The sequence below is a fragment of the Methylobacterium sp. NMS14P genome (assembly GCF_028583545.1).
Lineage (GTDB): Bacteria > Pseudomonadota > Alphaproteobacteria > Rhizobiales > Beijerinckiaceae > Methylobacterium.
Genome location: NZ_CP087106.1, coordinates 2601548 through 2626707, shown reverse-complemented (window position 1 = coordinate 2626707; position 25160 = coordinate 2601548). Strand labels below are relative to the sequence as shown.

At 72.1% G+C, this 25160-nt stretch carries 21 protein-coding genes; 9 read left to right on the top strand and 12 right to left on the bottom strand.

Annotated elements, in window-relative coordinates; genetic code table 11:
• Nucleotides 1-17 precede the first annotated feature (17 nt).
• Nucleotides 18-767, bottom strand: a complete 750-nt coding sequence (locus LOK46_RS12505; protein ID WP_273564049.1) for a glycerophosphodiester phosphodiesterase family protein — start codon at nucleotides 765-767, stop codon at nucleotides 18-20.
• 2 nt (nucleotides 768-769) lie between these two features.
• Nucleotides 770-1243, bottom strand: a complete 474-nt coding sequence (locus tag LOK46_RS12500; RefSeq protein WP_273564048.1) for a RidA family protein — start codon at nucleotides 1241-1243, stop codon at nucleotides 770-772.
• A 373-nt stretch (nucleotides 1244-1616) separates the two neighbouring features.
• On the opposite strand from LOK46_RS12500, the gene LOK46_RS12495 reads away from it, so the two are divergent.
• From LOK46_RS12495 to LOK46_RS12480, 4 genes are all read left to right on the top strand, one after another.
• Complete coding sequence (locus LOK46_RS12495; protein ID WP_273564047.1) at nucleotides 1617-2807, top strand: aspartate aminotransferase family protein; 1191 nt, start codon at nucleotides 1617-1619, stop codon at nucleotides 2805-2807.
• Nucleotides 2808-2975: 168 nt separating this feature from the next.
• A complete protein-coding gene (gene argF, locus LOK46_RS12490) occupies nucleotides 2976-3956 on the top strand; it encodes an ornithine carbamoyltransferase (RefSeq protein ID WP_020094164.1) in 981 nt (326 codons plus the stop codon).
• A 277-nt stretch (nucleotides 3957-4233) separates the two neighbouring features.
• On the top strand, nucleotides 4234-5271 hold the full coding sequence (locus tag LOK46_RS12485; RefSeq protein WP_273564046.1) for an Hsp33 family molecular chaperone: 1038 nt from the start codon (nucleotides 4234-4236) through the stop codon (nucleotides 5269-5271).
• Between the two features lie 169 nt (nucleotides 5272-5440).
• A complete protein-coding gene (locus LOK46_RS12480; protein WP_273564045.1) occupies nucleotides 5441-6727 on the top strand; it encodes a hypothetical protein in 1287 nt (428 codons plus the stop codon).
• A 90-nt stretch (nucleotides 6728-6817) separates the two neighbouring features.
• On the opposite strand, the gene speG is transcribed toward LOK46_RS12480, so the two are convergent.
• Genes speG through apaG form a run of 3 tightly spaced genes read right to left on the bottom strand, consistent with a single transcriptional unit; the run spans nucleotide 6818 to nucleotide 8980 of the window.
• Nucleotides 6818-7387: a spermidine N1-acetyltransferase gene (gene speG, locus LOK46_RS12475; protein ID WP_441010247.1), complete on the bottom strand. Its 570-nt coding sequence runs from the start codon at nucleotides 7385-7387 to the stop codon at nucleotides 6818-6820.
• Nucleotides 7384-8553, bottom strand: coding sequence for an acetylornithine deacetylase (gene argE / locus LOK46_RS12470; RefSeq protein ID WP_273564044.1), 1170 nt, complete (start codon nucleotides 8551-8553; stop codon nucleotides 7384-7386). The genes speG and argE overlap by 4 nt, the downstream gene beginning before the upstream one ends.
• A 34-nt stretch (nucleotides 8554-8587) precedes the next feature.
• Nucleotides 8588-8980: a Co2+/Mg2+ efflux protein ApaG gene (gene apaG / locus LOK46_RS12465; protein ID WP_012319280.1), complete on the bottom strand. Its 393-nt coding sequence runs from the start codon at nucleotides 8978-8980 to the stop codon at nucleotides 8588-8590.
• Nucleotides 8981-9236: 256 nt separating this feature from the next.
• On the opposite strand from apaG, the gene LOK46_RS12460 reads away from it, so the two are divergent.
• Nucleotides 9237-10361 (top strand): 2'-deoxycytidine 5'-triphosphate deaminase, encoded by a 1125-nt coding sequence (locus LOK46_RS12460; RefSeq protein WP_273564043.1) that lies wholly within the window; start codon nucleotides 9237-9239, stop codon nucleotides 10359-10361.
• A 35-nt stretch (nucleotides 10362-10396) separates the two neighbouring features.
• Nucleotides 10397-10858, top strand: a complete 462-nt coding sequence (locus tag LOK46_RS12455; protein WP_012319278.1) for an Lrp/AsnC family transcriptional regulator — start codon at nucleotides 10397-10399, stop codon at nucleotides 10856-10858.
• A gap of 22 nt (nucleotides 10859-10880) precedes the next feature.
• Here LOK46_RS12455 and LOK46_RS12450 read toward each other — a convergent pair whose 3' ends face one another.
• The 7 genes from LOK46_RS12450 to LOK46_RS12420 all read right to left on the bottom strand — a co-directional run bounded on the left by LOK46_RS12450 (nucleotide 10881) and on the right by LOK46_RS12420 (nucleotide 21182).
• Entirely contained in the window at nucleotides 10881-11402 is a 522-nt protein-coding gene (locus tag LOK46_RS12450; RefSeq protein WP_273564042.1) for a cysteine dioxygenase, read from the bottom strand.
• A 247-nt stretch (nucleotides 11403-11649) separates the two neighbouring features.
• Nucleotides 11650-12381, bottom strand: coding sequence for a 6-phosphogluconolactonase (gene pgl, locus LOK46_RS12445; RefSeq protein ID WP_273564041.1), 732 nt, complete (start codon nucleotides 12379-12381; stop codon nucleotides 11650-11652).
• Nucleotides 12382-12436: 55 nt separating this feature from the next.
• Entirely contained in the window at nucleotides 12437-13414 is a 978-nt protein-coding gene (gene gnd, locus LOK46_RS12440) for a phosphogluconate dehydrogenase (NAD(+)-dependent, decarboxylating) (RefSeq protein ID WP_273564040.1), read from the bottom strand.
• A 162-nt stretch (nucleotides 13415-13576) separates the two neighbouring features.
• Nucleotides 13577-16426: a bifunctional transaldolase/phosoglucose isomerase gene (locus LOK46_RS12435; protein ID WP_273564039.1), complete on the bottom strand. Its 2850-nt coding sequence runs from the start codon at nucleotides 16424-16426 to the stop codon at nucleotides 13577-13579.
• A gap of 83 nt (nucleotides 16427-16509) precedes the next feature.
• Nucleotides 16510-18585 (bottom strand): transketolase, encoded by a 2076-nt coding sequence (tkt, locus tag LOK46_RS12430; protein WP_273564038.1) that lies wholly within the window; start codon nucleotides 18583-18585, stop codon nucleotides 16510-16512.
• A complete protein-coding gene (locus LOK46_RS12425) occupies nucleotides 18582-20471 on the bottom strand; it encodes a glycoside hydrolase family 15 protein (RefSeq protein WP_273564037.1) in 1890 nt (629 codons plus the stop codon). Before LOK46_RS12425 ends, tkt begins: the two co-directional genes overlap by 4 nt.
• Nucleotides 20472-20579: 108 nt before the next feature.
• Nucleotides 20580-21182 (bottom strand): hypothetical protein, encoded by a 603-nt coding sequence (locus LOK46_RS12420; RefSeq protein WP_273564036.1) that lies wholly within the window; start codon nucleotides 21180-21182, stop codon nucleotides 20580-20582.
• Nucleotides 21183-21404: 222 nt separating this feature from the next.
• On the opposite strand from LOK46_RS12420, the gene LOK46_RS12415 reads away from it, so the two are divergent.
• The 3 genes from LOK46_RS12415 (at nucleotide 21405) to LOK46_RS12405 (ending at nucleotide 25150) form a co-directional block, all read left to right on the top strand.
• Nucleotides 21405-21992: an ANTAR domain-containing response regulator gene (locus tag LOK46_RS12415; protein WP_026605088.1), complete on the top strand. Its 588-nt coding sequence runs from the start codon at nucleotides 21405-21407 to the stop codon at nucleotides 21990-21992.
• The gene (locus LOK46_RS12410; protein WP_273564035.1) at nucleotides 21989-22990 is read left to right on the top strand and encodes a CmpA/NrtA family ABC transporter substrate-binding protein; all 1002 of its coding nucleotides are present in this window, start codon (nucleotides 21989-21991) and stop codon (nucleotides 22988-22990) included. Before LOK46_RS12415 ends, LOK46_RS12410 begins: the two co-directional genes overlap by 4 nt.
• Before the next feature lie 891 nt (nucleotides 22991-23881).
• The gene (locus LOK46_RS12405) at nucleotides 23882-25150 is read left to right on the top strand and encodes an NAD(P)/FAD-dependent oxidoreductase (protein ID WP_273564034.1); all 1269 of its coding nucleotides are present in this window, start codon (nucleotides 23882-23884) and stop codon (nucleotides 25148-25150) included.
• The last annotated feature ends 10 nt before the right edge of the window (nucleotides 25151-25160 follow it).

Below are 25160 nucleotides of genomic sequence, written 5' to 3'. Positions count from 1 at the left end.
TCAGGGCGTAGGAAAATTTACGGGACGAACCCCTCGAACACCATCTGATCCGCGTGCGCGGCCGCGCGGGCGCGCTGCTCCGCGGTCCGGACCGTCCAGGTCATGACGGGGACCTGACCGAGCAACCGGCAGAGGTAGGTCGGCGCGCAGGGCAGGTCGTCCACCCGCCAGGACAGGAAGTCGGGCCGCGTCTCGGCGAGGTGCAGCAGGTCGGAGAGGGACCGGCGGAGCGAGGGCGTCAGGGCCGCGTAGACCGGATCGTCCTGCGTCGTCTCCGCCACGATGCCCCGCGGGACCGTGGCGGGGCAGAGGTCGCGCAGGGCCGCGACCACCTGCGGGTCGAAGGATTTCAGCGCCACCGGCCCGGCGCAGGCCGCGGCGATCTCGGCGGTGCGGGTCGCGAGCCGCAGGTCGCCGTCGTAGCGGGACTTCACCTCGATCACCACCGGCACTGCCCCGGCCACCGCCGCCAGGAAGGCCGGCAGCGTCGGGATCGTCTCCCCGGACCCGGCGACGGTGAGCGTCCCGAGTTCGGCGGCCGACCGGTCGGCGACCGCCGCGCTCGTCCCGGTCAGGCGCCCGAGGGCGGCGTCGTGGAAGACCATCGCCTCGCCATCGGCGCTCAGCTGGACGTCGCACTCGATGGCGAAGCCGCCCGCGGCCGCCGCCCGGGCCGCCGCCAGCGTGTTCTCCGGCCGGCCCGCCGCGCGGTCGTGCAGGCCGCGATGGGCGATCGGCCGCGCGGTGAGCCAGTCGGGGGCGGCCACCCTCAGCGGACCTCGAACATCGCCTCGACCTCGACGGCGGCGTCGAGGGGCAGCTCGGCCACGCCGACGGTGGAGCGGGCGTGGCGCCCGCGGTCGCCGAGGAGCTCGACCATCAGGTCGGAGGCGCCGTTCATCACGCCGGCCACGGCCGAGAAGCCCGGCGCCGCGTTGATGAAGCCGCCGAGCCGCACGCACTGGACCACCGCGCGATCGAGGTCGCCCACCGCGGCCTCGAGCTGGGCGAGGACGTTGAGGGCGCAGAGGCGCGCGGCCGCCTTGCCGGCCTCGGCCGAGACGCCGCCGCCGACCTTGCCCTTGTGCTCGGCCGCGATGGCGCCGTCCGCGCCGAAGCAGACCTGGCCGGAGATCACCACGAGGTTGCCGGTGTGCACGAACGGCACGTAGTTGGCGACCGGCGCCGCCGCCTTCGGCAGGGACAGGCCCAGCGCCTCCAGGCGTTCCTTGATCGAGCTCATCGGGTTCTCCCTGGTTCCTGCGAATCCGCGGGAGCAGGAGCACGGCCGCCCCCCGCGGCGCAAGGGCCGCGCGCCGCGAGGGCCGGGATCGCGGCGCCGGCGACCTGTCCCGGTGCCGGCCTTCCGGCCCGCTCCGCCGACCCGCGATTCTCCGGCGGCCCCGGGCCGGACCGCCGCAGATTTGCCGCCGAGATCAGCTCTATCGGTGTCGCGTGCAGGCCTGCCGTGCGGGGCCGCCGGGCACTGAAACGTTGACAGGGGCCGGCTCTTTCATAGTAATCGCGCGCGTGCCGCCCAGGACTGAGGCGGCACTTTCATTTGGAGCCGGCTCAACGCTCGCTCCGGGATCCTGCGTGAAACGGAGATGGGACCCGTGACGTCAGCCCTTCTGCCGACCTACGTCCGCGCGCCGCTCGCCTTCGAGCGCGGCGAGGGCGCCTGGCTCGTGACGGAGGGCGGGGAGCGATACCTCGACTTCGGCGCCGGCATCGCGGTGAACGGCCTCGGCCACGCCCACCCGCACCTCGTCGGCGCGCTGACCGAGCAGGCGGGCAAGATCTGGCACACCTCGAACCTGTTCCAGATCCCGGGCGGCGAGCGCCTCGGGCAGCGCCTCGTCGACGCGACCTTCGCGGACGTGGTGTTCTTTTGCAACTCGGGCGCGGAGGCGAACGAGGCGGCGATCAAGATCGCCCGCAAGTACCACGCGGCCGGCGGGCAGCCGGAGCGCTACCGGATCGTCACCTTCGCGGGCGCCTTCCACGGGCGGACGCTGGCGACGCTCGCGGCCGGCGGGCAGGAGAAGTACATCGAGGGCTTCGGTCCGAAGGTCGAGGGCTTCGACCAGGTCCCGGCCGGCGACTGGGCGGCGCTGGAGGCGGCGATCGGGCCGGAGACGGCGGCGCTGATGATCGAGCCGATCCAGGGTGAGGGCGGCGTGCGGGAGATCCCCCACGCGGACCTGCGCCGGCTGCGCGAGATCTGCGACGCCAACGGCCTCCTGCTGATCATGGACGAGGTCCAGACCGGCGTCGGCCGCACCGGCCGGCTGTTCGCGCACGAATGGTCCGGCATCACCCCGGACATCATGAGCGTCGCCAAGGGCATCGGCGGCGGCTTCCCCCTGGGCGCCTGCCTCGCGACCCGCGAGGCCGCGCGCGGCATGACCGCCGGCACGCACGGCACCACCTTCGGCGGCAACCCGCTCGCCATGGCGGTGGGCAACGCCGTGCTGGACGTGGTGCTGGCGGAGGGTTTCCTCGCGCGCGTCGCCCGCTCCGGCCTGCTGCTCAAGCAGAAGCTCGCGGCCCTGCGCGACCGCCACCCGCACGTCATCCAGGAGATCCGCGGCGAGGGGCTGATGCTCGGCCTCAAGCTCGGCGTGCCGAACACCGAGTTCGCCGCCGCCGCGCGGGACGCCCATCTGCTGGTCATCCCGGCGGGCGACAACATCGTCCGCCTGCTGCCGCCGCTGACCATCGGCGAGGCCGAGATCGACGAGGCGGTCCGCCGCCTGGACGCGGCGGCGTCCGGCTTCGAGGCCGTGCGCGGCGCGGCCGAGTAGGATCGATCCGCGCGATTGAGAACACCGCCCTCCGGACCCCGGAGGGCGGCCCGAAGCATTTCCGGGCGCGGTCGATCCCGCCGCGCGTGACGGACATGCCCCTGCCAGGAGGTAGAGTGCGGTTCATGATCAGGTGATCGTTGAGCAGACTCTAGTTATTGTGACGCGATGAAAGCCCAGATTGACGGCCGGGCACAGGCCCCGGCCAGGCACCTGAACGGTGCCGGCCCTCGTCATTTCCTCGACCTCAAGGATTTCTCCGGGGCGGAGCTGCGCCGGGTCCTCGATGCCAGCGCCGCCATCAAGGCGCGCCGCCGCAAGGGCGAGCTGGCCGCCGAGCGCCCGCTCACCGGCAAGACCCTCGCCATGGTGTTCGACCGGCCCTCGACCCGCACCCGCGTCTCCTTCGACGTGGCGATGCGCGAGCTCGGCGGCGAGACCCTGATGCTCACCGGCTCCGAGATGCAGCTCGGCCGCGGCGAGACCATCGGCGACACCGCGCAGGTGCTCTCGCGCTTCGTCGACGCGATCATGATCCGCATCCTCGACCACGGTCAGATGCTGGAGCTGGCCGAGTACGCCACCGTCCCGGTGATCAACGCCCTGACCAAGGTCTCGCACCCGTGCCAGATCATGGCCGACGTGCTGACCTTCGAGGAGCATCGCGGGCCGATCCGGGGCCGCAAGGTCGCGTGGTCCGGCGATTCGAACAACGTGCTGGCGAGCTGGGTCCACGCCGCCGCCCGGTTCGACTTCACGCTCAACGTCGCGAGCCCGCCGGAACTCGCGCCGCCGCCGGCGCTCCTCGCCTGGGCGCAGCAGGAGGGCGCCGACGTCCACGTCACCACCGACGCCTTCGCGGCGGTGGACGGCGTCGATGCCGTCGTCACCGATTGCTGGGTGTCCATGGGCGACGACGACGAGGCGCACCGGCACAACCTGCTCAGCCCCTATCAGGTCAACGACAAGCTGATGGCGGCGGCGAATCCGGGCGCGATCTTCATGCACTGCCTCCCGGCCCACCGCGGCGAGGAGGTGACGGCCGAGGTGATGGACGGTCCGCGCTCCGTGGTGTTCGACGAGGCCGAGAACCGCCTGCACGCGCAGAAGGGCATCCTGGCCTGGTGCCTCGGCGCCAGCGGGCTCTGATCCCGCCGGCACACTGTCCGGCCTCGCGCTCGCGGGGTCGGCGCACCATATAGGCGTGAGCGGGCGGCCCGTGCTGCCCGTCTCCCCATCACGGCCGCCGGAAGGCGGCATCCCGGCGACGAGCGGGGCGCGCTGCGCCGCCGCTCCCGCTCCGGGCTGGACGGGGTGAGGGATCCGATCGCTCCGCCAAGGTCATCGCCTCACGCCGCCCGGCCTCCGGGAGGACGGATCCCCGCATTGCCGGCACGCGCCGCCGGACGCATCGATCGGAGAGGGCATGACCTCAGGAACGCAGTCGCACCCCCAGTCGCCATCCCAGACCCAGAATGCCGGCAACGGCCATGCCGGCGCGGACGACGCCGTGCTGCCCTTCGCCGTCGAGGCGCTGGACGTGCGCGGCCGCGTCGTCCGGCTCGGCCCGGCCGTCGACACGATCCTGCGCCGCCACGGCTACCCGGACCCGGTTGCGCGCCTCCTCGGCGAGGCCGCGGCGCTGACGGTGCTGCTCGGCTCGTCGCTGAAGTTCGAGGGCCGGTTCCAGCTCCAGACCAAGACTGACGGTCCGGTCGCGATGATCGTGGTCGATTTCGAGGCCCCGGATCGGCTGCGCGCCACCGCGCGGTTCGAGCCGGAGCGGGTCGCCGCCCTCGGCACCGGCCCGCTCAAGGATGCCGAGCTGATCGGCACCGGTCATCTCGCCATGACCATCGACCAGGGCACCGCCGCGAGCCGCTACCAGGGCGTCGTCGCCCTCGAGGGCCAGAGCCTGGAAGAGGCCGCGCACCAGTATTTCCGCCAGTCGGAGCAGATCCCCACGCAGGTGCGCCTCGCCGTGGCCGAGGCCGTGGAAGAGGGGGCCGGGCGCTGGCGGGCCGGCGGCCTGCTCGTGCAGTTCCTGCCCCAGTCGGTCGACCGGGCGCGCCTCGCGGACCTGCCCCCGGGCGACATCCCGGAGGGCCACGCGCACCTCTCGGGGAACGCGCCGGAGGACGATGCCTGGGTCGAGGCCCGCTCGCTGGTCGCGACCATCGAGGACCACGAGCTGGTTGATCCGCACGTGTCCAGCGAGCGGCTGCTCTACCGCCTGTTCCACGAGCGCGGGGTGCGGGTGTTCGACCGTCAGCCGGTCCACGAGACCTGCCGCTGCTCGCGGGAGCGCGTGATGGGCATGATCCGCTCGTTCACCCCGCAGGAGCGGCACGAGATGGTGGCGGACGACGGGCGCATCGTCATCACCTGCGAGTTCTGCTCCCGGCGCTACGACCTCGATCCCCGGGAGGTCGAGGCCGAGATCTCCGGACAGCCGAGCCAGTAGAAGGCCGGGCAGCGGGTGTGCGGAGCAGCATACCCCCGTCTACGGCCAAGCTTTTCCGCGCGAAACGCACTGAGATCGGTATTCGTTGCGTAAATTTTTGAGCCCTCGAGGCTGAACCGTTTCGCGACCTTTGACGTTGCGTGGCAGATTCAACATTGGAGGGTTCGCCATGCGGAAATTGTCGATCGGATTGGCCGCGCTGCTGATCAGCACCTCGGCCTACGCTCAGCAGGGTGGCGCCGATCGCGGCGCCGGGATGGGCGGTCGCGGCGGTCAGGGTGGCGCCGAGTCCGGCATGAAGGCCGGCGGCGGCGAGCGCGGCGGCATGCAGGGCAGTGCGCAGGGCAGTGCGCAGGGTGGCGCGCAGGGTGGCGCGCAGGGCGACATGAAGGGCGGTCGCCAGGCGGCGTCCGACCGCTCCGGCGCCGAGGCGGGGCGGTCCGCGCAGGGCCGCGAGGCCGGCGGCGAGGGCCGCACCGGCCAGGATCGCACGGCTCAGGACAAGGACCGGGCCGGCGCCGAGCGGGGCGACCGCGACGGGGCCCGCGCCGACCGGAACGAGCGCGGTGATCGCGACGGCGCGCGTGCCGATCGCGGTGACCGCCGCGGTGACCGTCGCGCCGACCGCGCCGATTTCCGCGGCCGGACCGACGCGAGCCGGACGGATGTCCGGTCCGAGCGGGTCGAGGGCGGCTTCCGCCACGAGGGCCGCTACGTGTTCATCGGCGGCCGCCGGGTCGTCTACGGCTCGCCGGAATATCGCCGCCTGATCGTCACCGAGAACCGCGGCCCGCGCGAGCGCTACGTCGTGATCCGTGGCCAGCGGGTGCTGTACGGCTCGCCCGAGTACCGCCGCCTGGTCAGTGTCCGCGAGACCGGCCCGCGCGAGCGCTACGTCGTGATCCGCGGGCAGCGGGTCCTGTACGGCTCGCCCGAGTACCGCCGCCTCGTCACCGTCCAGGAGGACCGCTTCGTGACGATCCGCGGCCAGCGGGTGCGCTACGGGTCGGCCGAGTACCGGCGCCTGAGCGGCGGCGGCGCGGTCAGCGCGAGCTTCCGCTCCGAGCAGCGCGCCGGCGCGCGCTTCGACAACCGCGGCGAGCGCGACGGCATCCGCAACGCGTCGCGGAACGAGGGCCGCAACGACGGCCGGACGGACCGGAACGACCGCGGCCAGGATCGCGGGATGGACAAGGCCTCTCGTCAGCAGGAGGGCAAGAACGACGGCATGCGCAACAGCGACATGCGCGGCGGCCAGCAGGACGGCATCCGCAACGCCTCGGATCGCGGCGGCCAGCAGGGCGGCATGAAGTCCGGCGCCGAGGGCGGCCGGACGGGCGGCGCCGAGCGCGGCGGCATGAGCGGCAGCGCGGGCGGCACCGGCTCCATGGGCGGTGGCGCGCAGGGCGCCGGACGGGCCGGCGGCCAGGCGGGCGGTGCTGCCGGCCGCAACTGAGCGGCGTGCGCGTGGGGGGAGGGGCCGACGGGCTCCTCCCCCGCGTCGTTTCGGGTCGACGGCGTCCGCGGGCGGCGAACCGGACCCGGTTCAGACCTTCAGGACGGGCTCCGCGATGTCGCCGCCCCCGCCGCGGGCCCTCAGGTATTCGGGCTGGAACAGGCACATCCGCACGGCGTCGCGGTAGCGCCCGTTCACGAAGAACTCGTCCTTCAGCACGCCCTCGGGGTGGAAGCCGCAACGCTCGTAGATCCGCACGGCCCGGGCATTGTCCCGGTCGACGTGCAGGTAGAGCTTGTGGATGTTGAGCACGCTGAACGCGTAATCCATGGCGATCCGGGTGGCCTGCCAGGCGTAGCCGCGGCCCTGGAAGCTCGGGTGGATCGCGATCTGGAACTCGCAGCGCCGGTGCAGGTGGTTGATCTCGACGAGCTCGATCAGCCCGGCCGGCTCCCCGCTCGGATCGGCCACGATGAAGCGCCGCTCGGTCTGATTGTGGATGTTGCGCTCGTACAGCTGCTGGAGTTCCGCGAAGGACTCGTAGGCCTCCTCGAACCAGTAGCGCATGATGCTGTCGTTGTTGTTGAGCTGGTGGACGAAGCGCAGGTCCTCCCGCTCCAGCGGTCGCAGCTTGATGGTGATACCGGTCATCGCATTCATGACGCGCGGGCCTCGATCAGTTTGCGCAGGAACTGCTCCCCCTGGCCCAGGGCGTCGAGGGTGATGAACTCGTCCGGCTGGTGCGCCTGGGCGATGTCGCCGGGGCCGCAGACCACTGTCGGGAGTCCCGCAGCCTGGAACCGCCCGGCTTCCGTGGCGTAGGGGACCGCGACGGTGCGGTTGCGTTCGGCGAGGCGCAGGCAGAGGCGCTCGGCCGCAGAGCCCGGCTCCGGGGCGAGGCCGGGGATGTCGACCTCCTCCAGGGTCTCGATCCGCCCGAACTCGCCGTAGCGGTTGAGGCGCTCGCGGGTGACCCGCTCGACCTCGACCGCGAACAGCCGCGGGATCTCGGCCGGGTCGAGATCCGGCAGGCCGCGGTACTCCCAGAGGAAGCGGCACTCCTTGGCGAGGATGTTGCGGGCGGTGCCGCCCTGGATCGTCCCGACATGCACCGTGGTCGAGGCCGGGTCGAACCGCCCGGACCGGTCGCCGCGCTCGATCATCAGGTCGGCGATCCGGTTGAGGCCGGCGACGAGGTCGCAGGCCGCCGACACGGCGTTCGCGCCGAGGGCGGGGCGGGCGGAATGGGCCTCGTGGCCGTGGACCGTCGTGAGGCAGGTGACGATGCTCTTGTGGGCGTCCGCCACCTCCATCCCGGTGGGCTCGCCGACGATCACCGCGGCCGGCCGGGGCAGCCCGGCGCCGAACCGCGCGATCCCGTCCATGGAGCCGAGGCAGGTCGTCTCCTCGTCGTAGGAGAGCAGGATGTGGATCGGCCGCGTCAGGCCGGCGGCGATCATGTCCGGCACCAGGGCCAGGGCCAGCGCGTCGAAGCCCTTCATGTCGACCGCGCCCCGTCCGTAGGCCCGACCGTCGGCGACGCGCAGGGTGAACGGGTCGCCGGTCCAGGCCTGGCCCGCGACCGGCACCACGTCGGTATGGCCGGACAGGACGGTGCCGCCGTCGACCATCGGGCCGACCGTGGCGAGGATGGCGGCCTTGTCGCCCGCCGCGTTCGGGAGGCGCAGGTACGGGACGTCCCAGCCGTCGAGATAGGCGCAGACGGCGTCGATCAGGGCGAGGTTGGACTTGTCGCTCTCCGTGTCGAAGGACACGAGGCGGGCGAGCATGTCGAGCGGGCTCAGCCGCTCGCCGGTCGCGGACATGGGTTCCTCCGGGGCGAGGCCCCGGGCCGGGACCTCAGTGCAGGCTGCGGCGGACGTGCGGGCTGTCGAGGGAGAAGGCGGGGATCTCGGCCTCGAAGCTCTCGCCGGCCACCGTCGCCATGGTGTAGCTGCCGGCCATCAACCCGTCGGGCGTGTTGAGCGGACAGCCGCTGGTGTAGCAGAAGGACTCGCCCGGCTCCAGCACCGGCTGCTTGCCGACCACGCCGGTGCCGCGGACTTCCTGGCAGGCCCCGTGGCCGTCGATGATCCGCCAGTGGCGCGAGCGCAGCTGGACCTGCTCGCTGCCGTTGTTCACGATCTCGACCGTGTAGGCGAAGAAATACCGGCTCTCGGTCGGCGAGGACTCCTCCTCGACGAAACGAGACTGGACCGTCACACTTATTCCCCGCGTCTCGGCCTTGTACATCGCCCTAATTGGCCCTTCTTCGGACGGTACGACTCGTTGAAGCCGAATGGAACGCGCTTCCTGGCCGGTGGTAGTGGGCGGCGGAATCGCCGTCAATTGCGGCGGACTACCTCGCGCGGCGCGGCGACCCGCCGGGCGCGGCGCCGGCATGACCGGGCCTCCGGAAGCGGTTAAGCCCGCGTTAGCGGGTCCCGGCGGACAACGCTGATCGGAGTGACGCGGACCTGCCGGGGCGCGCGAGGGAGTCAGGGGCGCGATGAACGCGGGCGCAGCCACGGGAGCCGCCGAGTCGAGCGCGGACGGCCGGTCGGGCATCCTGCCGGCCCAGGCGATCGCCGCCCTCGCGCAGGCGGGCGCCATCCGGACCGCGAGCCCCTTCGCAGCCGATCAGATCCAGCCCGCGAGCCTCGACCTGCGCCTGGGCGCCAAGGCCTACCGGGTGCGGACGAGCTTCCTGCCCGGCTCGGGACGGACGGTCCAGGCCTGCGTCGACCGGCTGTCGCTGCACGCCGTGGACCTGCGCCCGGGCGCTGTCCTGGAGACGGGCTGCGTCTACATCGCGGAGCTTCAGGAGAGCCTCGCCCTGCCGGCCGACCTCGCGGCGGCCGCGAACCCGAAGAGCTCGACCGGGCGCATCGACGTCTTCACCCGCGTGATCACCGACCGGGGCGAGGCCTTCGACCAGGTCGAGCCCGGCTACGACGGGCCGCTCTACGCGGAGATCTCGCCGCGCACCTTCCCGGTCCTCGTGCGCAGCGGCTCGCGGCTGTCGCAGATCCGCTTCCGCCGCGGGGCGCCGCGGCTGACCGAGACCGAGCTCGGCCTGCTGCACGCCCGCTCGGCCCTGGTCGACGCCGGCAACCCGTCCTTCCAGGGCGGCGTGGCGGTGTCGGTGGACCTCGCCGGCTTCGACGGCCTGATCGGCTACCGGGCGAAGCGCCACACCGGCCTCGTGGACGTGGACGCCCCCGGCCGCCACCGGGCCGCGGATTTCTGGGAGCCCCTCGCGGCCGACGGGTCGGGCAGCCTGATCCTCGATCCCGGCCAGTTCTACATCCTGGCCTCCAAGGAGGCGGTGCAGGTCCCGCCGGACCACGCCGCCGAGATGGTGCCGTTCGATCCCCTGGTGGGCGAGTTCCGCGTCCACTACGCGGGCTTCTTCGACCCGGGCTTCGGCTATGCCGGGGCCGGCGGCGCGGGCGCGCGGGCCGTGCTGGAGGTCCGCTCCCGCGACGTGCCCTTCCTCCTGGAGGACGGGCAGATCGTCGGCCGCCTCGTCTACGAGCGGATGCTCGACCTGCCGGAGACGCTCTACGGGGCGGGCGCCGGCTCGAACTACCAGGCCCAGGGGCTCAAGCTGTCGAAGCACTTCGCCCTGTAGTCCGGTCCGGACCCGCCGACGGGAGCATCGCTCGCATGGACGCCGTGGACCGGAAGATCCTCGATCTCCTCCAGCAGGACGCGACCCTCCCGGTGGCCGAGCTCGCCGAGCAGGTCGGCATCAGCGCGGCGCCGTGCTGGCGGCGGGTGAAGAAGCTGGAGGCCTCCGGGGTGATCCGCCGCCGGGTCGCCCTGGTGGACCGCCGCAAGGTCAACGTCCCCACCACGGTGTTCGTGGCCGTCAAGGCGCCGCGCCACGCCGCCGACTGGTCGGACGCGTTCCGGCGGGTGGTCGCCGGCTTCCCGGAGATCGTCGAGGCGTGGCGCCTGACCGGCGAGATCGACTACCTGCTGCGGATCGTCGTCCCGGATATCGAGGCCTACGACGCGGTCTACCAGCGCCTCATCGCCAAGCTCGACTTCTCGAACCTGTCCTCCTCCATCGCCATGGAGGAGATGAAGTACACGACCGCCGTCCCGACGATCTACGTGGCGTGACGCGGCCGCGCCGCGGCGGGACTCAGCCCGCCGCCACCGCGTAGGTCCGGTGGATCGACGAGTCCTGCGCCCGGTGGTCGTAGCCGTAGACGTGGATCGAGACGGCCGCCTCCGGCCCATCGTTCGCGATCCGGTGCAGGTTGGGTCCCGAGGGCATCATGCAGGCGACGAAGCCGGGCGCGCGGACGACGTCCCGCGTCGCCACCGCGTGGGTCTCGCTGATCGGGCGGTACCACGTCTCCCGCAGGCTGCCGCGCAGCAGGCCGAAACAGCACGAGCAGTGATGGTCGTGGACCGGCGTGACCGTGCCGGGCGCCCAGACCATCGCCCAGACGCTGATCGCCTCGGTGCCGAACAGGAGGTTCCGGCTCAGGCCGGGCCCCCGGCCGACCAGCCGCGACGGATCGAGCAGGTCCGGCTGGGCCAGCAGGCGCACCAGGGTCGCCCGGGCCGAGGCCAGATAGGCCTCCGGCGAGCGGCGCGCGGAGCGGGCGAGGTTCGCCATCATCGCCTCGACGTCGGTCGGGGTCGTGGTCTGCGGCATCGGCCGGTCTCCTTCGGTGCCCTTCACGAGGCTGCGCGAAGGATATCCGAGGCCCGGAACCGGCGGGTTGCGTTCTCGAGCGCGATATGGCGCCCGACGGCAAGATCATTGCGCGAAACCACGCGCGCGGGAAATCCGGTTGCGAGGGTGCCGTCATCCTCGCGAGACTGACGCCGGAATCCCGACCCTGGTGGCGAAGCACAGCCACGCGCGCGGACGGGCCGTCCGCGGGTAGCAGGATCGACGGTCAGATTTGACCGGCGGCGGCCTCGTCGAGCAGCCACGCCACGGCGCCGGTGCTGGTCACGCGCCCGGCGGGCAGGGACTCGCCGGCGGCCAGCCGGGCCAGCGGCGCCCGCTTGCCGGCCCCGGTGACGAGGAACAGCACGTGCCGGGAGGACGCGAGCGTCGGCAGCGTCAGGCTGACCCGGGGGACGAACGGCTCCAGGCCGGCCTCCGGCACGGCGGCGACGAGCCGCCGGGTCTCGTCGACGGCGGGCTTGCCGGGAAACAGCGAGGCGGTGTGGCCGTCCTCGCCGAGGCCGAGCAGCACGAGGTCGAACAGCGGCCGGGCGGGATCGAGGCGCTCGGCGCCGTAGAAGTCGAGGAGCGTCCGCTCGTAGGCGCGGGCGCCCGCCTCCGGGCCCGCGTCGGACGGGATGAAGTGGAGATGCGTCGGCGGGATCCGGGACCCGTGGCCGAACGCCTCCCGGACCATCCGGACGTTGCTGCGCGGATCGTCCCAAGGCACGGCGCGGTCGTCCCCGAAGAACCAGTGAATCCGCTCCCACGGCACCCGGGCCGCGTAGTCCGGCCCGGCGAGCAGGCCGTACAGCACCTTGGGCGTCGAGCCGCCCGAGAGGCAGAGCGCGATCCGCTCGGACCGGCTCTCGCCGCAGGCCACGATGATCCGCTCGGCCGCCTCGCGAGCGACCGCCTCCGGATCCTTCAGGACGTGGGTTCCGACGGGAAGGCTCATGGGTTCGGGCCCTGCGGCTTCGGGGGTCGGACAGGTCGGCCTGCGGGCGTCCCGCTCAGCCCTTCGGCTCCTGGTGGCCGCCGAAGCCCTTGCGCATCGCCGAGAGCAGCTTGTCGGCGTAGCTCGCGTGCTCGCGGGAGCGGAAGCGGCGGTAGAGGGCGGCGGAGAGCACCGTCGCCGGGACGCCCTCCTCGACGGCGGCGTTGATGGTCCAGCGGCCCTCGCCCGAGTCCTCGACGTAGCCGGAGAAGTCGGTGAGCTGCTCGTCGCCCGCGAGCGCCTGGGCGGTCAGGTCGAGTAGCCAGGACGAGACGACGCTGCCGCGGCGCCAGACCTCGGCGATGTCGCCCATGTTGAGATCGAAGCGGCGCTCGGCCGGCAGGTCGGACGCGTTGGCGTGGCGGAGGATGTCGAAACCCTCCGCGTAGGCCTGCATCAGGCCGTACTCGATGCCGTTATGGACCATCTTGACGAAGTGGCCGGCGCCGGTCGGCCCCGCGTGGATGTAGCCCTGCTCGGCGCGGGGGTCGCGCCCCTCGCGGTTCGGCGTCTTCGGGATGTCGCCGATGCCGGGCGCCAGGGTCTTGAAGATCGGGTCGAGGCGGTCGACCGCCTCTTTGTCGCCGCCGATCATCATGCAGTAGCCGCGCTCCAGGCCCCAGACGCCGCCCGAGGTGCCGACATCCACGTAGTGCAGGCCCTTCTCCTTCAGGGCGGCCCCGCGGCGGACATCGTCGCCGTAGAAGGAGTTGCCGCCGTCGATGATGCAGTCGTCCGCCTGCATCAGCCCCGAGAGCGCCTCGACGGTCTGCTCGGTGATCGCCCCGGCCGGCAGCATCACCCAGGCCGCGCGCGGCACCTCCAGCTTGGAGACCAGATCCTCCAGGCTCGACGCGCCGACCGCGCCGGCCTCGACCAGGGCGGCGACGGCCGCCGGGTTCTGGTCGAACACCACGGCGGTATGCCCGTCGCGCAGGAGACGCCGGACGATGTTGCCGCCCATCCGGCCGAGGCCGATCATGCCGAGTTGCATTGCTGCCCTTCCTTACCGATTGCCCCCGCGCGGCGAGGGTCAGGCCCCTACGGCTTCACCGACGTCACAGGCGATCCGCGCGCCTCGCCCGCTCGCGGGACGAGGCCTGCCGCGGCGGCCCGGCGGCGGGCCGGGAAGCACCCCGCCGCCGGTCCGGGGCGGCTAGACGACCGCCATCTTCAGGGCTGCCGCGACCCGGACGAGGCCGGCCTTCGTGTCGCCGCCCTTGAGATGGACCCGCAGCGCCCGTCGGCCGCGCTCGGCGAGGACGGCGAAGTCCCCCCGCGCCTGCGCCGCGACGACGGTGCTGAACCCGAGCTTCCGGCCCGGGATCGGCAAGTCCTCCGCAGCGTCCGAAGTGATCTGCAGGAACACGCCGGTGTCCGGGCCGCCCTTGTAGGCCTGGCCGGTCGAGTGGAGGAACCGCGGCCCGAATTCCAGGCAGGTCGCGACCTTGCGGGCGTCGCGCACGGCGATCCGCGGCTCCTGCAGGATGGCGGCGGCCTCGGCGTCGCGCGGGACGTAGGCCAGGAGCCCCAGGTAATCGCCGTCCTTCAGGCGTCCGATCTGCGCCTTGATCGCGGCCTCGAGCCCCTCGGCGGCCGGCTTGAGGGCGTCGGCGTTCCGCGGATCGGCGTAGAGCGCCACCCAGTCGTCCTCGTAGAGCGGCGTCTCGGCGGGGAGGGCGCCCTTCGCCTCGGCCTCGGCGAACAGCTTCTTGGTCTCGACCTTGCTGGCCTCGACGTCGGGCTGGTCGAACGGGTTGATCCCGATCACCGCGCCGGCCACCGCGGTGGCCATCTCCAGGCGGTAGAATTCCTGCGGCAGCTGCTCGATCGAATCCAGAGTGATGCGGGCGATCGGGTGGCCGTCCCGCTCCAGGGCGCGCAGGGCCTCGTCCTGCGAGGCCTCGGCGTTGCCGTCGAGGCGGAGGTAGATGAAGAACCGGTCGTGGCCGTAGACCGCCGGAACGCCGACCGGCTCGCCATCCACCGGCACGAGGCCCTTGCCCTGCTTGCCGGTCGATTCCGCGATCAGCTGCTCGGCCCAGGCGCCGAAGCTCGCGATCGCCGGGGAGGCGACGGTCGTCACCTTGTCGCGGCCGGCGAGCGCCGCGGCTCCGATGGCCGTACCCAGCAGGACGCCCGGGTTCACGGCCGGCGGCACGGCCGGGCCGCAGGAGCGGACCATGATGCGGGCGGTCTCGAGGAGCGCCTTCACGTCGAGGCCCATGGCGGCGGCCGGCACGAGGCCGAAGGCGGAAAGCACCGAGTAGCGCCCGCCGATCTGCTTCACGCCGTAGAAGATCTTCTTGAAGTTGTCCGCCTGCGCGGCGCGCTCCATGTCGGAGCCCGGATCGGTCACGGCCACGAAGTGGTCGCCGGCCCGGTCGCCGAGCACCGCCTTGGCGCGGGCCAGGAAGTAGTCGCGGAAGACGTTCGGCTCCAGGGTCGAGCCGGACTTGGACGCGACGATGAACAGCGTCTTGGCCAGGTCGATGCTCGCCTCCAGGGCGCGCACCTGATCCGGGTGAGTCGAGTCGAGGATCTGGAGCTTCGGGAATCCCTCGCGCTGGCCGTAGGTCAGGCTCAGGACCTCCGGGCCGAGGCTCGACCCGCCCATGCCGAGCACGACCGCGTCGGTGAAGCCCTGCGCCCTCACCCAGTCGGAGAAGGCGGCGTAGTCGGCGGCCTTCTCGAGCTCCTCCTCGACGATGTGCAGCCAGCCGAGCCAGCTCGCCTCGTCGTGGCCGGACCAGACCGAGGCGTCGCCCGCCCAGAGCCGGCGGATCGACCCGCTGGCACGCCAGGACTCGACGGCCTTCTTCGCCTCGGTCGCCAGGGTGTCGTCCATGGCGAGGCTCTGGCCGTCCAGCCGGTGCCCCAGCAGCGCGACGCGCTTGCCGGCGACGGCGCCCAGCAGGTTGTCGGCGGCGTCGATGAAGAGCTGCACGCCCTCCTTCACCAGCTGCTCGGCGACCGCCTCGATGTCGATCCCGGCCCGGGCGAGGCGGCTCATCACCGCCTCGGCGCCCGGCACGTCCTCCTCGATCGTCGCCCGCACCACGCCGTGGTCGCGGAACGCGTCCATGGTGGCGGGCGGCATCGTGTTGACGGTGTTCGGCCCGATCAGCTCCTCGACGTAGAGGACGTCGGAGTAGGCCTTGTTCTTCACGCCCGTGGAGGCCCAGAGCAGGCGCTGCGCCTTGGCGCCCTTCTCGGCCAGGGCGGTCCACTTGGATTCGGCGAAGATCGTCTTGTAGCGCTGGTAGGCCAGCTTGGCGTTGGCGATCGCCACCTTGCCCTTGAGCTGCTCCAGGGCGAACTTCTCGTCCGGGTCGTTGGCCTGCGCGATCTTCTCGTCGAGGAGCTTGTCGACCAGCACGTCGATCCGGCTGATGAAGAAGCTCGCCACGCTGGCGATCCGCGACACGTCGTGGCCGGCCTTCGCGCGCGCGTCGAGACCGTCGATGAAGGCGCGGGCCACGGCCTCGTAGGCCTCCTGCGAGAACAGCAGGGTGACGTTGATCGAGATGCCCTCGCTGGTCAGCTGCCGGATCGCCGGAATGCCCTGCGGCGTGGCCGGCACCTTCACCATCAGGTTGTCGCGCGAGACCGCCTTGTGCAGGCGCCGCGCCTCGGCCAGCGTCTCCTCGGTGTCGAGGGCGAGGTAGGGCGAGACCTCCAGGCTGACGTAGCCGTCGGCGCCGTCGCTCGCCTCGTAGACCGGGCGGAGCACGTCGGCGGCCGCCTGGATGTCGGCGATGGCGAGCCCCTCGTAGAGGTCGATGACGCGGCTGTCGCCGGTCGCCTGCACGGCCTTCAGGCTGTCGTCGTACTCGTCCGAGTGGCCGATCGCCTTCTCGAAGATCGACGGGTTGGAGGTGACGCCCCGCAGGCCGTCGCGCTCCACGAGCTGCTTCAGCTCGCCCTTCTCGATGAATCCGCGGGCCACGAAGTCGAGCCAGACCGCCTGATCCTGTTCGTCGTGCAGGGCCTTGAGCGCGTTCATGTCGGTTCCTCGCCTCGCGTACCGCGTACTCTCGCCCGAACGCACCCTCCCGCCCGGATCGGGCGGGAGAGCGGGCCCCCGGGCTACGTCCTGTGCTTGGCCACCTGCGCCTTCGCGGCGTCCAGGACCTTCTCGGGGGTAAAACCGAACTTGGTCTGGAGATCCTTGATCGGCGCCGAGGCGCCGAAGGTGTGCATGCCGATGATCGCGCCCTCGGAGCCGGCGTAGCGGTCCCAGCCGATGACGCTGCCCTGCTCGACGGCCACCCGGGCCTTGACGGCGGGGGGCAGCACCGAATCGCGGTAGGCCTCGTCCTGGCGCTCGAACAGGTCCCAGGACGGCATCGACACCACCCGGGCCTTCACCCCCTCGGCCTTCAGGGCCTCGTAGGCGCCGACGCAGAGCTGCACCTCGGAGCCCGACGCGAGCAGGATCACGTCGGGCGTGCCCTCGCTGTCGGCCAGCACGTAGCCGCCCTTGGCGGTGCCGGAGGCGGCCCCGTACTTCGCGCGGTCGAGGGTCGGCAGCGGCTGGCGCGAGAGGGCGAGAACCGCCGGCTGGTTCTTCAGCGTGAAGATCACCCGGTAGGCCTCGGCGACCTCGTTGGCGTCGGCCGGGCGCAGGGTCACGAGGCCCGGGATGCAGCGCAGCGACAGGAGCTGCTCCACCGGCTGGTGGGTCGGCCCGTCCTCGCCCACGCCGATCGAGTCGTGGGTGAAGATGTGGAAGACCGGCAGCTCCATCAGGGAGGCGAGCCGGATCGGCGGCCGCATGTAGTCCGCGAAGACCAGGAAGGTCGCGCCGTAGGCCCGCAGCCCGGAGAGGCCGAGCCCGTTCACGATCGAGCCCATGGCGTGCTCGCGGACGCCGAAATGCAGGTTGCGACCGCCCGGCGAGAACGGGCCGAACGAGCCCGCGCCCTCGAAGGTCAGGTTCGACTTGTTGGACGGGGCCAGATCCGCCGAGCCGCCGAGCAGGAACGGCACGTGCTGGGCGATGGCGTTCAGCACCTTGCCGGAGGATTCGCGGGTGGCGAGGCCCTTGGCGTCCGGCTCGAAGACCGGGATGTCCTTGTCCCAGCCGGCCGGCAGGCGGCCTTCCAGGAAGGCGTTCAGGTCCTCGGCATGATCGGCATCGGCCGCCTTCGCCTTGCCGAGCAGGTCCTGCCACGCGTCGTAAAGGCCGGCGCCGCGCTTGCCGATGCCGTTGCGGAAGTTCTCCTGCACGCCGTCCGGCACGAGGAACTGGGCGTCCTCCGGCCAGCCGTAGGCGCGCTTGGCGCCCTTCACCTCGTCCTCGCCGAGCGCGTCCGAGTGGGCCTTGGAGGTGCCCTGCTTCTTCGGCGCGCCGTAGCCGATCACCGACTTCACGATGATGAGCGTCGGGCGGTCGTTGGTGGCCAGGAAGGTCTCGATCGAGCCCGCCAGCGCGTGCACGTCGTTGGCGTCGGCCACGCGCAGCACCTGCCAGCCGTAGGCCAGGAACCGGGTCGCGACCTCTTCGCCGAAGGCCAGCTCCGTGTGGCCCTCGATGGTGACGGTGTTGTCGTCGTAGATCCAGCAGAGGTTGGCGAGCCGCAGGTGGCCGGCCAGAGAGGCGGCCTCCGAGGCGACGCCCTCCATGAGGTCGCCGTCCGAGCAGACCGCGTAGACGTTGTAGTCGAACAGCGGCAGGCCCGGCCGGTTCAGGTGCTGGCCGAGGAAGCGGCTGCCCATGGCCATGCCGACCGAGTTGGCGACGCCCTGGCCGAGCGGGCCCGTCGTGGTCTCGACACCGGTGGTGAAGTGGTATTCCGGGTGGCCCGGGGTGCGGCTGTCGAGCTGGCGGAACTTCCTGATGTCCTCCAGCGACACCGCCGGGGCGTTGCCGCCGTCGCTCTCGGCGACGCCCGCGAGGTGCAGCAGCCCGTAGAGCAGCATCGAGGCGTGGCCGCAGGACAGCACGAACCGGTCGCGGTTCGGCCAGTGCGGGTGCGCGGGGTCGTAGCGCAGGTAGCGGTTCCACAGGGTGTAGGCGACAGGCGCCAGCGCCATGGGCGCGCCGGCATGGCCGGAGTTGGCCTTCTGCACCGCGTCGATCGCGAGCGTCCGGATCGTGTTGATGCTGAGCGTATCGATCTCAGCGAGGGCCGCCTTGGCGGGAGTGTCAGCACCGCTCATGATGTCGCGTCTTCCAGTTCGCCTCGCGCGGTCCGCTTCGCGGCTTCGCGCTGCCGTAGGACGGCGGGAGGGGCTCCGTTGGCCTTACCACCCTGCCGATCCGCCGGCCCTTCGCCGCGCGTATAGCTGAGCAGCGTGTTGACGAGCGCGACGTGGGTGAACGCCTGAGGGAAGTTACCCACAAGACGCTTGGCTTGCACGTCGTATTCCTCGCTGACGAGGCCGAGATCGGTGCAGATGCCGATCAGGCGCCCGATCAGCGCCCCGGCCTCGTCGCGCCGCCCCAGGCCGATGAGGTTGTCGACGTACCAGAAGGTGCAGGGGAGGAAAGCCCCCTCGGTGCCGGTCAGCCCGTCGGTGGTCTGCCCCTCGGTCTCGTAGCGCAGGATGAAGCCGTCCCGCATCAGCCCCTTTCCGATCGCCTCCACGGTGCCGACCACCCGGGGATCGTGCTGCGGCAGGAAGCCGGTATGGGCGATGAGCAGCAGGCTCGCGTCCAGCGCCTTCGCGCCGTAGGACTGCACGAAGCTGTTGAGGGCGGGATCGAAGCCCTTCTCGCAGACCTCGGCGTGGATCTCGTCCTTGATCGCGCGCCAGCGCGCGGCCTGCTCGTCGGTGGCGCCGTTCTCGTGCATCTCGTGCATGCGCAGGGCCCGGTCGAACGCCACCCAGGCCATCACCTTCGAGTGGGTGAAGTGGCGGCGTCCGCCGCGCACCTCCCAGATCCCCTCGTCGGGCTCGCGCCACGCCGTCTCCAGGTGGTTCAGGATCGCGAGACCGACCCGTATCCCGTCCTTGCTCACCGGCAGGCCGCGGGCATGGGCCTGATAGAGCGCGTCGAACAGCTCGCCGTAGACGTCGAGCTGGAACTGGCTGGCGGCAGCGTTGCCGATGCGGACGGGCCGCGAGTTCTCGTAGCCCGGCAGCCAGTCCAGCTCGATCTCGGGCAGCAGCCGCTCGCCGGCGATGCCGTAGAGGATGTGCGCCTGCTCGGGATTGCCCGCCACGGCCCGGAGCAGCCAGCCCAGCCAGTCGCGCGCCTCGTCGATGTAGCCCCCGTCCATCAGGGCGATCAGCGTCAGGGTCGAGTCGCGCAGCCAGCAGAAGCGGTAATCCCAGTTCCGGATCCCGCCGAGCCCCTCGGGCAGCGAGGCAGTGGGCGCCGCCACGATGCCGCCGGTGGGTTCGTAGATCAGCGCCTTGAGGGTCAGCAGCGAGCGCTGGAGCATCCGGTCCCATTCCGTGCCGCCGGTGCAGCGCGACGACCATTCGCGCCAGTGCTGGTCGGTGGCCTCGAGGACCTTGCGCGGCTCGATCGGGGCCGGGTCGTCCTCGTGCGAGGGGCCGTAGCTCAGGACGAAGCGGTGCTTCTCGCCGGCGTGGACGGTGAACTCGGAGACCGTCGTCTGCGCGTCCGATCCTTTGAGATGGACGTCGGTGCGCAGCACGACCTTGTGGGGGCCCGAGACGGCGCGCAGGTCGCCCAGCTCCGAGCGGGAGACCCAGGGCACGGCCGAGCCGTAATCGAAGCGGACCGCCATCTCCATCCGCATGGCGACGCGCCCGTGCACGCCCTCGACGAGCCGCACCAGATGGGACCCGTCGCCGACCGGCATGAAATCCGTGACCAGGACCTCGCCCTGCCGCGTCGTGTGGCGGGTCTCCAGCACGAGGCTGCCCGGCCGGTAGGACCAGCGGGTCTCGACGTTCTCGGCCTCGGGGAAGATCTTCCAGAAACCGTGAGCCTCGGTTCCCAGGAGGCTGGTGAACAGGGCGGCGGCGTCGAAGCGCGGCCAGCACAGCCAGTCGACGCTGCCCTGCCGGCTGATCAGCGCGGCGCTGCGGCAATCCCCGACGAGCGCGTAATCCTCGATGCGTGCAGCCATCCGGCCCCGGCTCCGGTCCGCGGCCGGCCGTCCGGGCCGTCCGCTGCGACGCACCTAGGACGTCGGGTCACGAGATCCAGAGGTTCGGGCGCTCGCCGCCGGGCGCGGTCAGCGCAGGCAGTCGGCCACGGCCAGGGCCACCGTGCCCTGGACCGCCTTTGCGCTGCTGCGCACGAGATTCGCCGCGTCGCCGACGGCCCGCGCGGCCGGAACCAGGGTCTCCACCACCGAGGCCGCGAAGGGCAGGGCCTGCGACGGGAGCAGGGCGTCCTCGACCTCATCGCCGGCCGCCGCGCGCGCGGGCGCCATGGGATCGGGGTTGCTGCGCGGCGTCTCGGGGCAGCGCCGGCCCGGGCAGGCGTGCCGGCCCGCGGCCGCGACGTGAGAGGTCGCGCGGGCGGCCACGGCCGGACGGGCGGGCAGGGACCCCGTCCGCGCGATCACGGCGTCGAGCGGGTACTGCTCGGCGAACGCGATCACGGCGGGCGGACGGCCCGGCGCCGCGACGGCGGCCATCGGCGCGAAATCCGTGGGTCCGGGAGCGGCGGACACCCCCGCCTCGGCCCGTGCGTCGGGCTGTCCCGGCTTCGAGGTCGGGCAGTAGAGGGAGGCCACGCCCAGGATTGCCACGACGGCCAGCGTCGGCAGGAAGGGCATGGACACGCGGCCGTGGGCGGCGTCCGTCAGGGCGGGCTGATCTGGCCTGCGCATCCGAATCACCGATCTCCCTGACCGCCGCGAGGCCTGCACAGTGCGGCCAGCATTGCGGCGGAAGCTGGACCGTTTCTTTGCGCAGGGGTTACTGGTGCCGCGGGATGGGATTCCGCGGAAACCTCCGCCGACGGGCCCGCCGCGGGCACGGGCCTTGCTTAGCTTGCGGTGGCCCGAGCCGGGCCGGGCTCCAGAAGAAGACCCGCCCCGTACCGGGCCAAGATGACCGAAACCAATCTCACCGTCGCCGTGATCGACCCGAGCCGCGCCCGCGCGGCGATCCTGGAAGAGGGCCTGCGCGCCGCCGGAATCGGGCGCGTGGTCGTGATTCCCGACACCGCCGACCTCATGGAGCGCGTCGCCGCGCTCAAGCCCGACGTGGTGGTGATCCATCTGGAGAGCCCGAGCCGGGACATCCTGGAGCAGATGTCGGGCGTCTCCCGGCAGGTCGAGCGGCCCGTGGCGATGTTCGTCGACCGCTCGGACTCGACCATGATGCAGGCCGCCGTCGATGCCGGCATCTCCGCCTACGTGGTGGACGGGCTGCGCGCGGAGCGGATCAAGTCGATCCTCGACATCGCGATCCTGCGCTTCAACGCCTTCGCGCGCCTCCAGCGCGAGTTGACGGAGGCGCGGGGCGAACTCGCCGATCGCAAGCTGATCGAGCGGGCGAAGGGCATCCTGATGACCATGAAGGGCCTCTCCGAGGACGAGGCGTACAAGCAGCTGCGCCGCAAGGCCATGAACGAGAAGCGCAAGATCGCCGACATCGCCCGGGCGATCGTCACCACCGCGGACCTGCTCGGATGAGGCTCCAGCTCGGCTACGTTCCGCTCTGCGATGCGGCGCCCCTGATCGCGGCCCACGAGCTGGGCTTCGCCCGGGCCGAGGGGCTCGACCTCGACCTCACAGCCGAGCCCTCCTGGGCGACGCTGCGCGACCGGCTGGCGCTCGGCCATCTCGACGGTGCGCACATGCTGGCGCCGCTGGCGCTGGCGAGCCGGCTCGCCCTGTCGGGTCCGCCCTCCGACCTGATCGTGCCGCTCCAGCTCAGCACCGACGGCAACGCCATCACGCTGTCCCGCACCCTCTGGACCACGATGGACCCGGACAGCGAGGCCGTGGCGGATGTCGCCCGCGCCTTCGCGGGCGTGGCGGAGGCGCGGCACCGCGCCGGCAGCCCCCTGACGCTCGGCACGGTGCACCCCTTCTCGTGCCACAGCTACCAAGTGCGGCTGTTCGCCGAGGCCGGCGGCCTCGACGCGGCGGCGTTCCGCACGGTCGTGGTCCCGCCGCAGCATTGCGTGGAGGCCCTGGCGCGCGGCCTGGTCGACGGGTTCTGCGCGGGCGCGCCCTGGAACGACGTGGCGGCCGCGGCCGGCCACGGGCGGATCGCGGTCCACGGCAGCGCCCTCGCGCCGAACGCGACCGAGAAGGTGCTGGCCGTTTCCGCGCGGCTCGACGGCGCGATCCTGCCGCTGGTGCGGGCGGTCGCGCGCGCCGGACGCTGGTGCGCCGATCCGGACAACCGGACCGAACTGATCCATCGCCTCGCCCGCCGGACCTACCTCGACCTCGATCCCGCTCTGGTCGGGCGGGCCTTCGCCGGCGATCCGGTCGCGTCCGCCGAGCCGGGCCCGCGCATCCGCTTCGGCGAGGCGGTCGAGGAGCCGCGCGCCGCGCAGGCCCGGTGGCTGCTGGAGCAGATGCGGGCGACGCAGCAGGTCCCCGCGCAGTTCGACATCGCGGCGGCGATCGCGACCGTCTACAGGCCGGATCTGTACCGGGCGGCGATCGCCGATTCCTGATGGCGGCGACACTTCGCGCCGTTCGTCACGGGCCCGCGGAATCGACGCGAACAGTCGCGGAACGTCGGGCAGGCTCGCCCGTTGTGCTTCCGCCATGCCTGGATGCCGCAAGCTCGAAACTGGATCGTTGATCTCGCATCCGCGCGGGCGGGTCGAGCTTCGACGCTATGTGACCCGGGGAGGCCGGGTGCCCCGCGCCTGCAACGACAATCGTCGGGCGGGCTCGCACCACGCCTGGTACTGGGTCCTGGCCGCCGGCGCGATGCCGACGCTGGGGCTTCTGGCGATGCTGTCGACCTTGCTCTAGCGGATCGCCGCTTCCAGACGTCGGATCACGACGAGGGTCTGGACGCCCGCGAGACGTCTATGGGACGACGTCGCGCTTCCGCCAACACGATACTGTAGACAACGGCGCAGCGGCATCGCTGCGGCAATTATCGAATTCATTAGATCTCAGTCAAAAACGTCGCATCGCCGATCGCGCCACTCGTGCACGCGCACCGATCGACTGCGCGCGAGCCCGCCGCCGCCGCGAGCTCTGGAATCTCCCGACCTCTCACCACGCCCCCGAAGCTCCGGTCTGCCGGTGATCGCTTTTGCGACGGGCCGCACAGTTTTTGTGCAGTGCCGCGGCCGCCGCTCCGACCCGCTGCCAAGCACCCGCGCGCCGTTGATCCTGGGGATCCGCGCGCCCCTCGCGGGCCGCGTCGCGTCTGGCACGGAACCTGCAATCCTCCCTGGGTCCGTCAAAGGCGACGGACAGCGCCGTCAGCGAGGCCGCTGATCCGGTTCTCCCTGAGGCTGAAGCCTGCCGGGAGACGACCGGCAGCGGCTTTTTCGTGGGCGGTCCGCCAACGACCCTGCAATCGAGGTTCCAGACGCGATCGAGCGATGGCGACATCCCCTAAGGACACACGCGGACACGACGCGCGCGCCGGGAACGGCCCGCCGCGCGAGAGGCTGGTCGTCGTCGGCAACGGCATGGCCTCCCTGCGCTTCCTGGAGCGGCTGACCGAGGCCGCGCCCGGCCGCTACGAGATCACCTGCATCGGGGCCGAGCCCACGGCCGCCTACAACCGGGTCCTGCTCTCCTCGCTGCTCGGCGGCGAGGTCGACGAGGCGGCCTGCGCCTTCCGCGGCCTCGACTGGTACGCGGATCACGGCATCCGCCTGATCACCGGCGCGCCGGTGACGCGGATCGACCGGGAGAACGGGCTCGTCGTCGTCGGCGAGACCCACGTCCTGCCCTTCGACAGGCTGGTCCTCGCGGTCGGCTCCCTGCCGATCCGCCTGCCGAAGCCCGGCATGGACCTTCCCGGCGTCATCACCTTCCGCGACCTCGCCGACGTGGCGGCGATCCGCACGGCGGCCGTCCGGCACGCCCGGGCCATCGTCATCGGCGGCGGCCTCCTGGGCCTCGAGGCGGCGGTCGGGCTCGCGCGCCTCGGTGTCGAGACCACGCTCCTCCACGTCATGGACCGGCTGATGGAGCGCCAGCTCGATCACCACGCCGCCGGGCTGGTGAAGCGCGCCATGGAGGCGCGGGGCGTGCGGGTCATCCTCAAGGCCGACACCGCCCGGATCGAGGGCGCGTCCCGGGTCGAGCGTCTGGTCCTGGCGGACGGCACCGCGCTCCCGGCCGACCTCGTGGTGATGTCGGTGGGCGTGCGCCCCTCGGTGGCACTGGCCCAGGCCGCGGGGCTGGCGATCGGCCGGGGCATCACGGTCGATGACCGGATGACGACCTCGGACCCGCGCATCTTCGCGCTCGGCGAGTGCGCCGAGCACCGCGGCCAGATCTACGGCCTGGTCGAGCCCGCCTACGAGCACGCTGACACGCTCGCCCGCCACCTCGTCGGGGAGCCGGCCGAGTACCGGGGCACCGCCCTGTCCACGAGCCTCAAGGTGTCGGGCCTGCCGGTCTTCTCGGCGGGGATCGTGGACACGCCCGACGATGCCGAGGCGATCGTGCTCTCCGACCCCGGCGCCGGCCACTACCGGAAGCTGCTGGTGCGCGACGGCCGGCTGATCGGCGCGGTGTTCGTCGGCGACATCGCCGAGCAGGGCGCCTGCAAGGGGCTGATCCGCTCCGGCGACCCGATCGAGAATCTGGACGACTTGATGTTCGGGCGCCCCGTGCCCGAGCCGCTCGCTGCTTGAGGAGGCGCGG

Bases quoted from the DNA above. Each gene is read 5' to 3' on its own strand.
- LOK46_RS12485 (WP_273564046.1), top strand. From the start codon at position 4,234: ATGACCTCAGGAACGCAGTCGCACCCCCAGTCGCCATCCCAGACCCAG.
- argF (WP_020094164.1), top strand. From the start codon at position 2,976: ATGAAAGCCCAGATTGACGGCCGGGCACAGGCCCCGGCCAGGCACCTG.
- LOK46_RS12500 (WP_273564048.1), bottom strand. From the start codon at position 1,243: ATGAGCTCGATCAAGGAACGCCTGGAGGCGCTGGGCCTGTCCCTGCCG.
- LOK46_RS12435 (WP_273564039.1), bottom strand. From the start codon at position 16,426: ATGAACGCGCTCAAGGCCCTGCACGACGAACAGGATCAGGCGGTCTGG.
- LOK46_RS12460 (WP_273564043.1), top strand. From the start codon at position 9,237: ATGAACGCGGGCGCAGCCACGGGAGCCGCCGAGTCGAGCGCGGACGGC.
- apaG (WP_012319280.1), bottom strand. From the start codon at position 8,980: ATGTACAAGGCCGAGACGCGGGGAATAAGTGTGACGGTCCAGTCTCGT.
- LOK46_RS12455 (WP_012319278.1), top strand. From the start codon at position 10,397: ATGGACGCCGTGGACCGGAAGATCCTCGATCTCCTCCAGCAGGACGCG.
- LOK46_RS12415 (WP_026605088.1), top strand. From the start codon at position 21,405: ATGACCGAAACCAATCTCACCGTCGCCGTGATCGACCCGAGCCGCGCC.
- LOK46_RS12405 (WP_273564034.1), top strand. From the start codon at position 23,882: ATGGCGACATCCCCTAAGGACACACGCGGACACGACGCGCGCGCCGGG.
- LOK46_RS12410 (WP_273564035.1), top strand. From the start codon at position 21,989: ATGAGGCTCCAGCTCGGCTACGTTCCGCTCTGCGATGCGGCGCCCCTG.
- LOK46_RS12450 (WP_273564042.1), bottom strand. From the start codon at position 11,402: ATGCCGCAGACCACGACCCCGACCGACGTCGAGGCGATGATGGCGAAC.
- tkt (WP_273564038.1), bottom strand. From the start codon at position 18,585: ATGAGCGGTGCTGACACTCCCGCCAAGGCGGCCCTCGCTGAGATCGAT.
- LOK46_RS12480 (WP_273564045.1), top strand. From the start codon at position 5,441: ATGCGGAAATTGTCGATCGGATTGGCCGCGCTGCTGATCAGCACCTCG.
- speG (WP_441010247.1), bottom strand. From the start codon at position 7,387: ATGAATGCGATGACCGGTATCACCATCAAGCTGCGACCGCTGGAGCGG.
- argE (WP_273564044.1), bottom strand. From the start codon at position 8,553: ATGTCCGCGACCGGCGAGCGGCTGAGCCCGCTCGACATGCTCGCCCGC.
- pgl (WP_273564041.1), bottom strand. From the start codon at position 12,381: ATGAGCCTTCCCGTCGGAACCCACGTCCTGAAGGATCCGGAGGCGGTC.
- LOK46_RS12425 (WP_273564037.1), bottom strand. From the start codon at position 20,471: ATGGCTGCACGCATCGAGGATTACGCGCTCGTCGGGGATTGCCGCAGC.
- gnd (WP_273564040.1), bottom strand. From the start codon at position 13,414: ATGCAACTCGGCATGATCGGCCTCGGCCGGATGGGCGGCAACATCGTC.
- LOK46_RS12420 (WP_273564036.1), bottom strand. From the start codon at position 21,182: ATGCGCAGGCCAGATCAGCCCGCCCTGACGGACGCCGCCCACGGCCGC.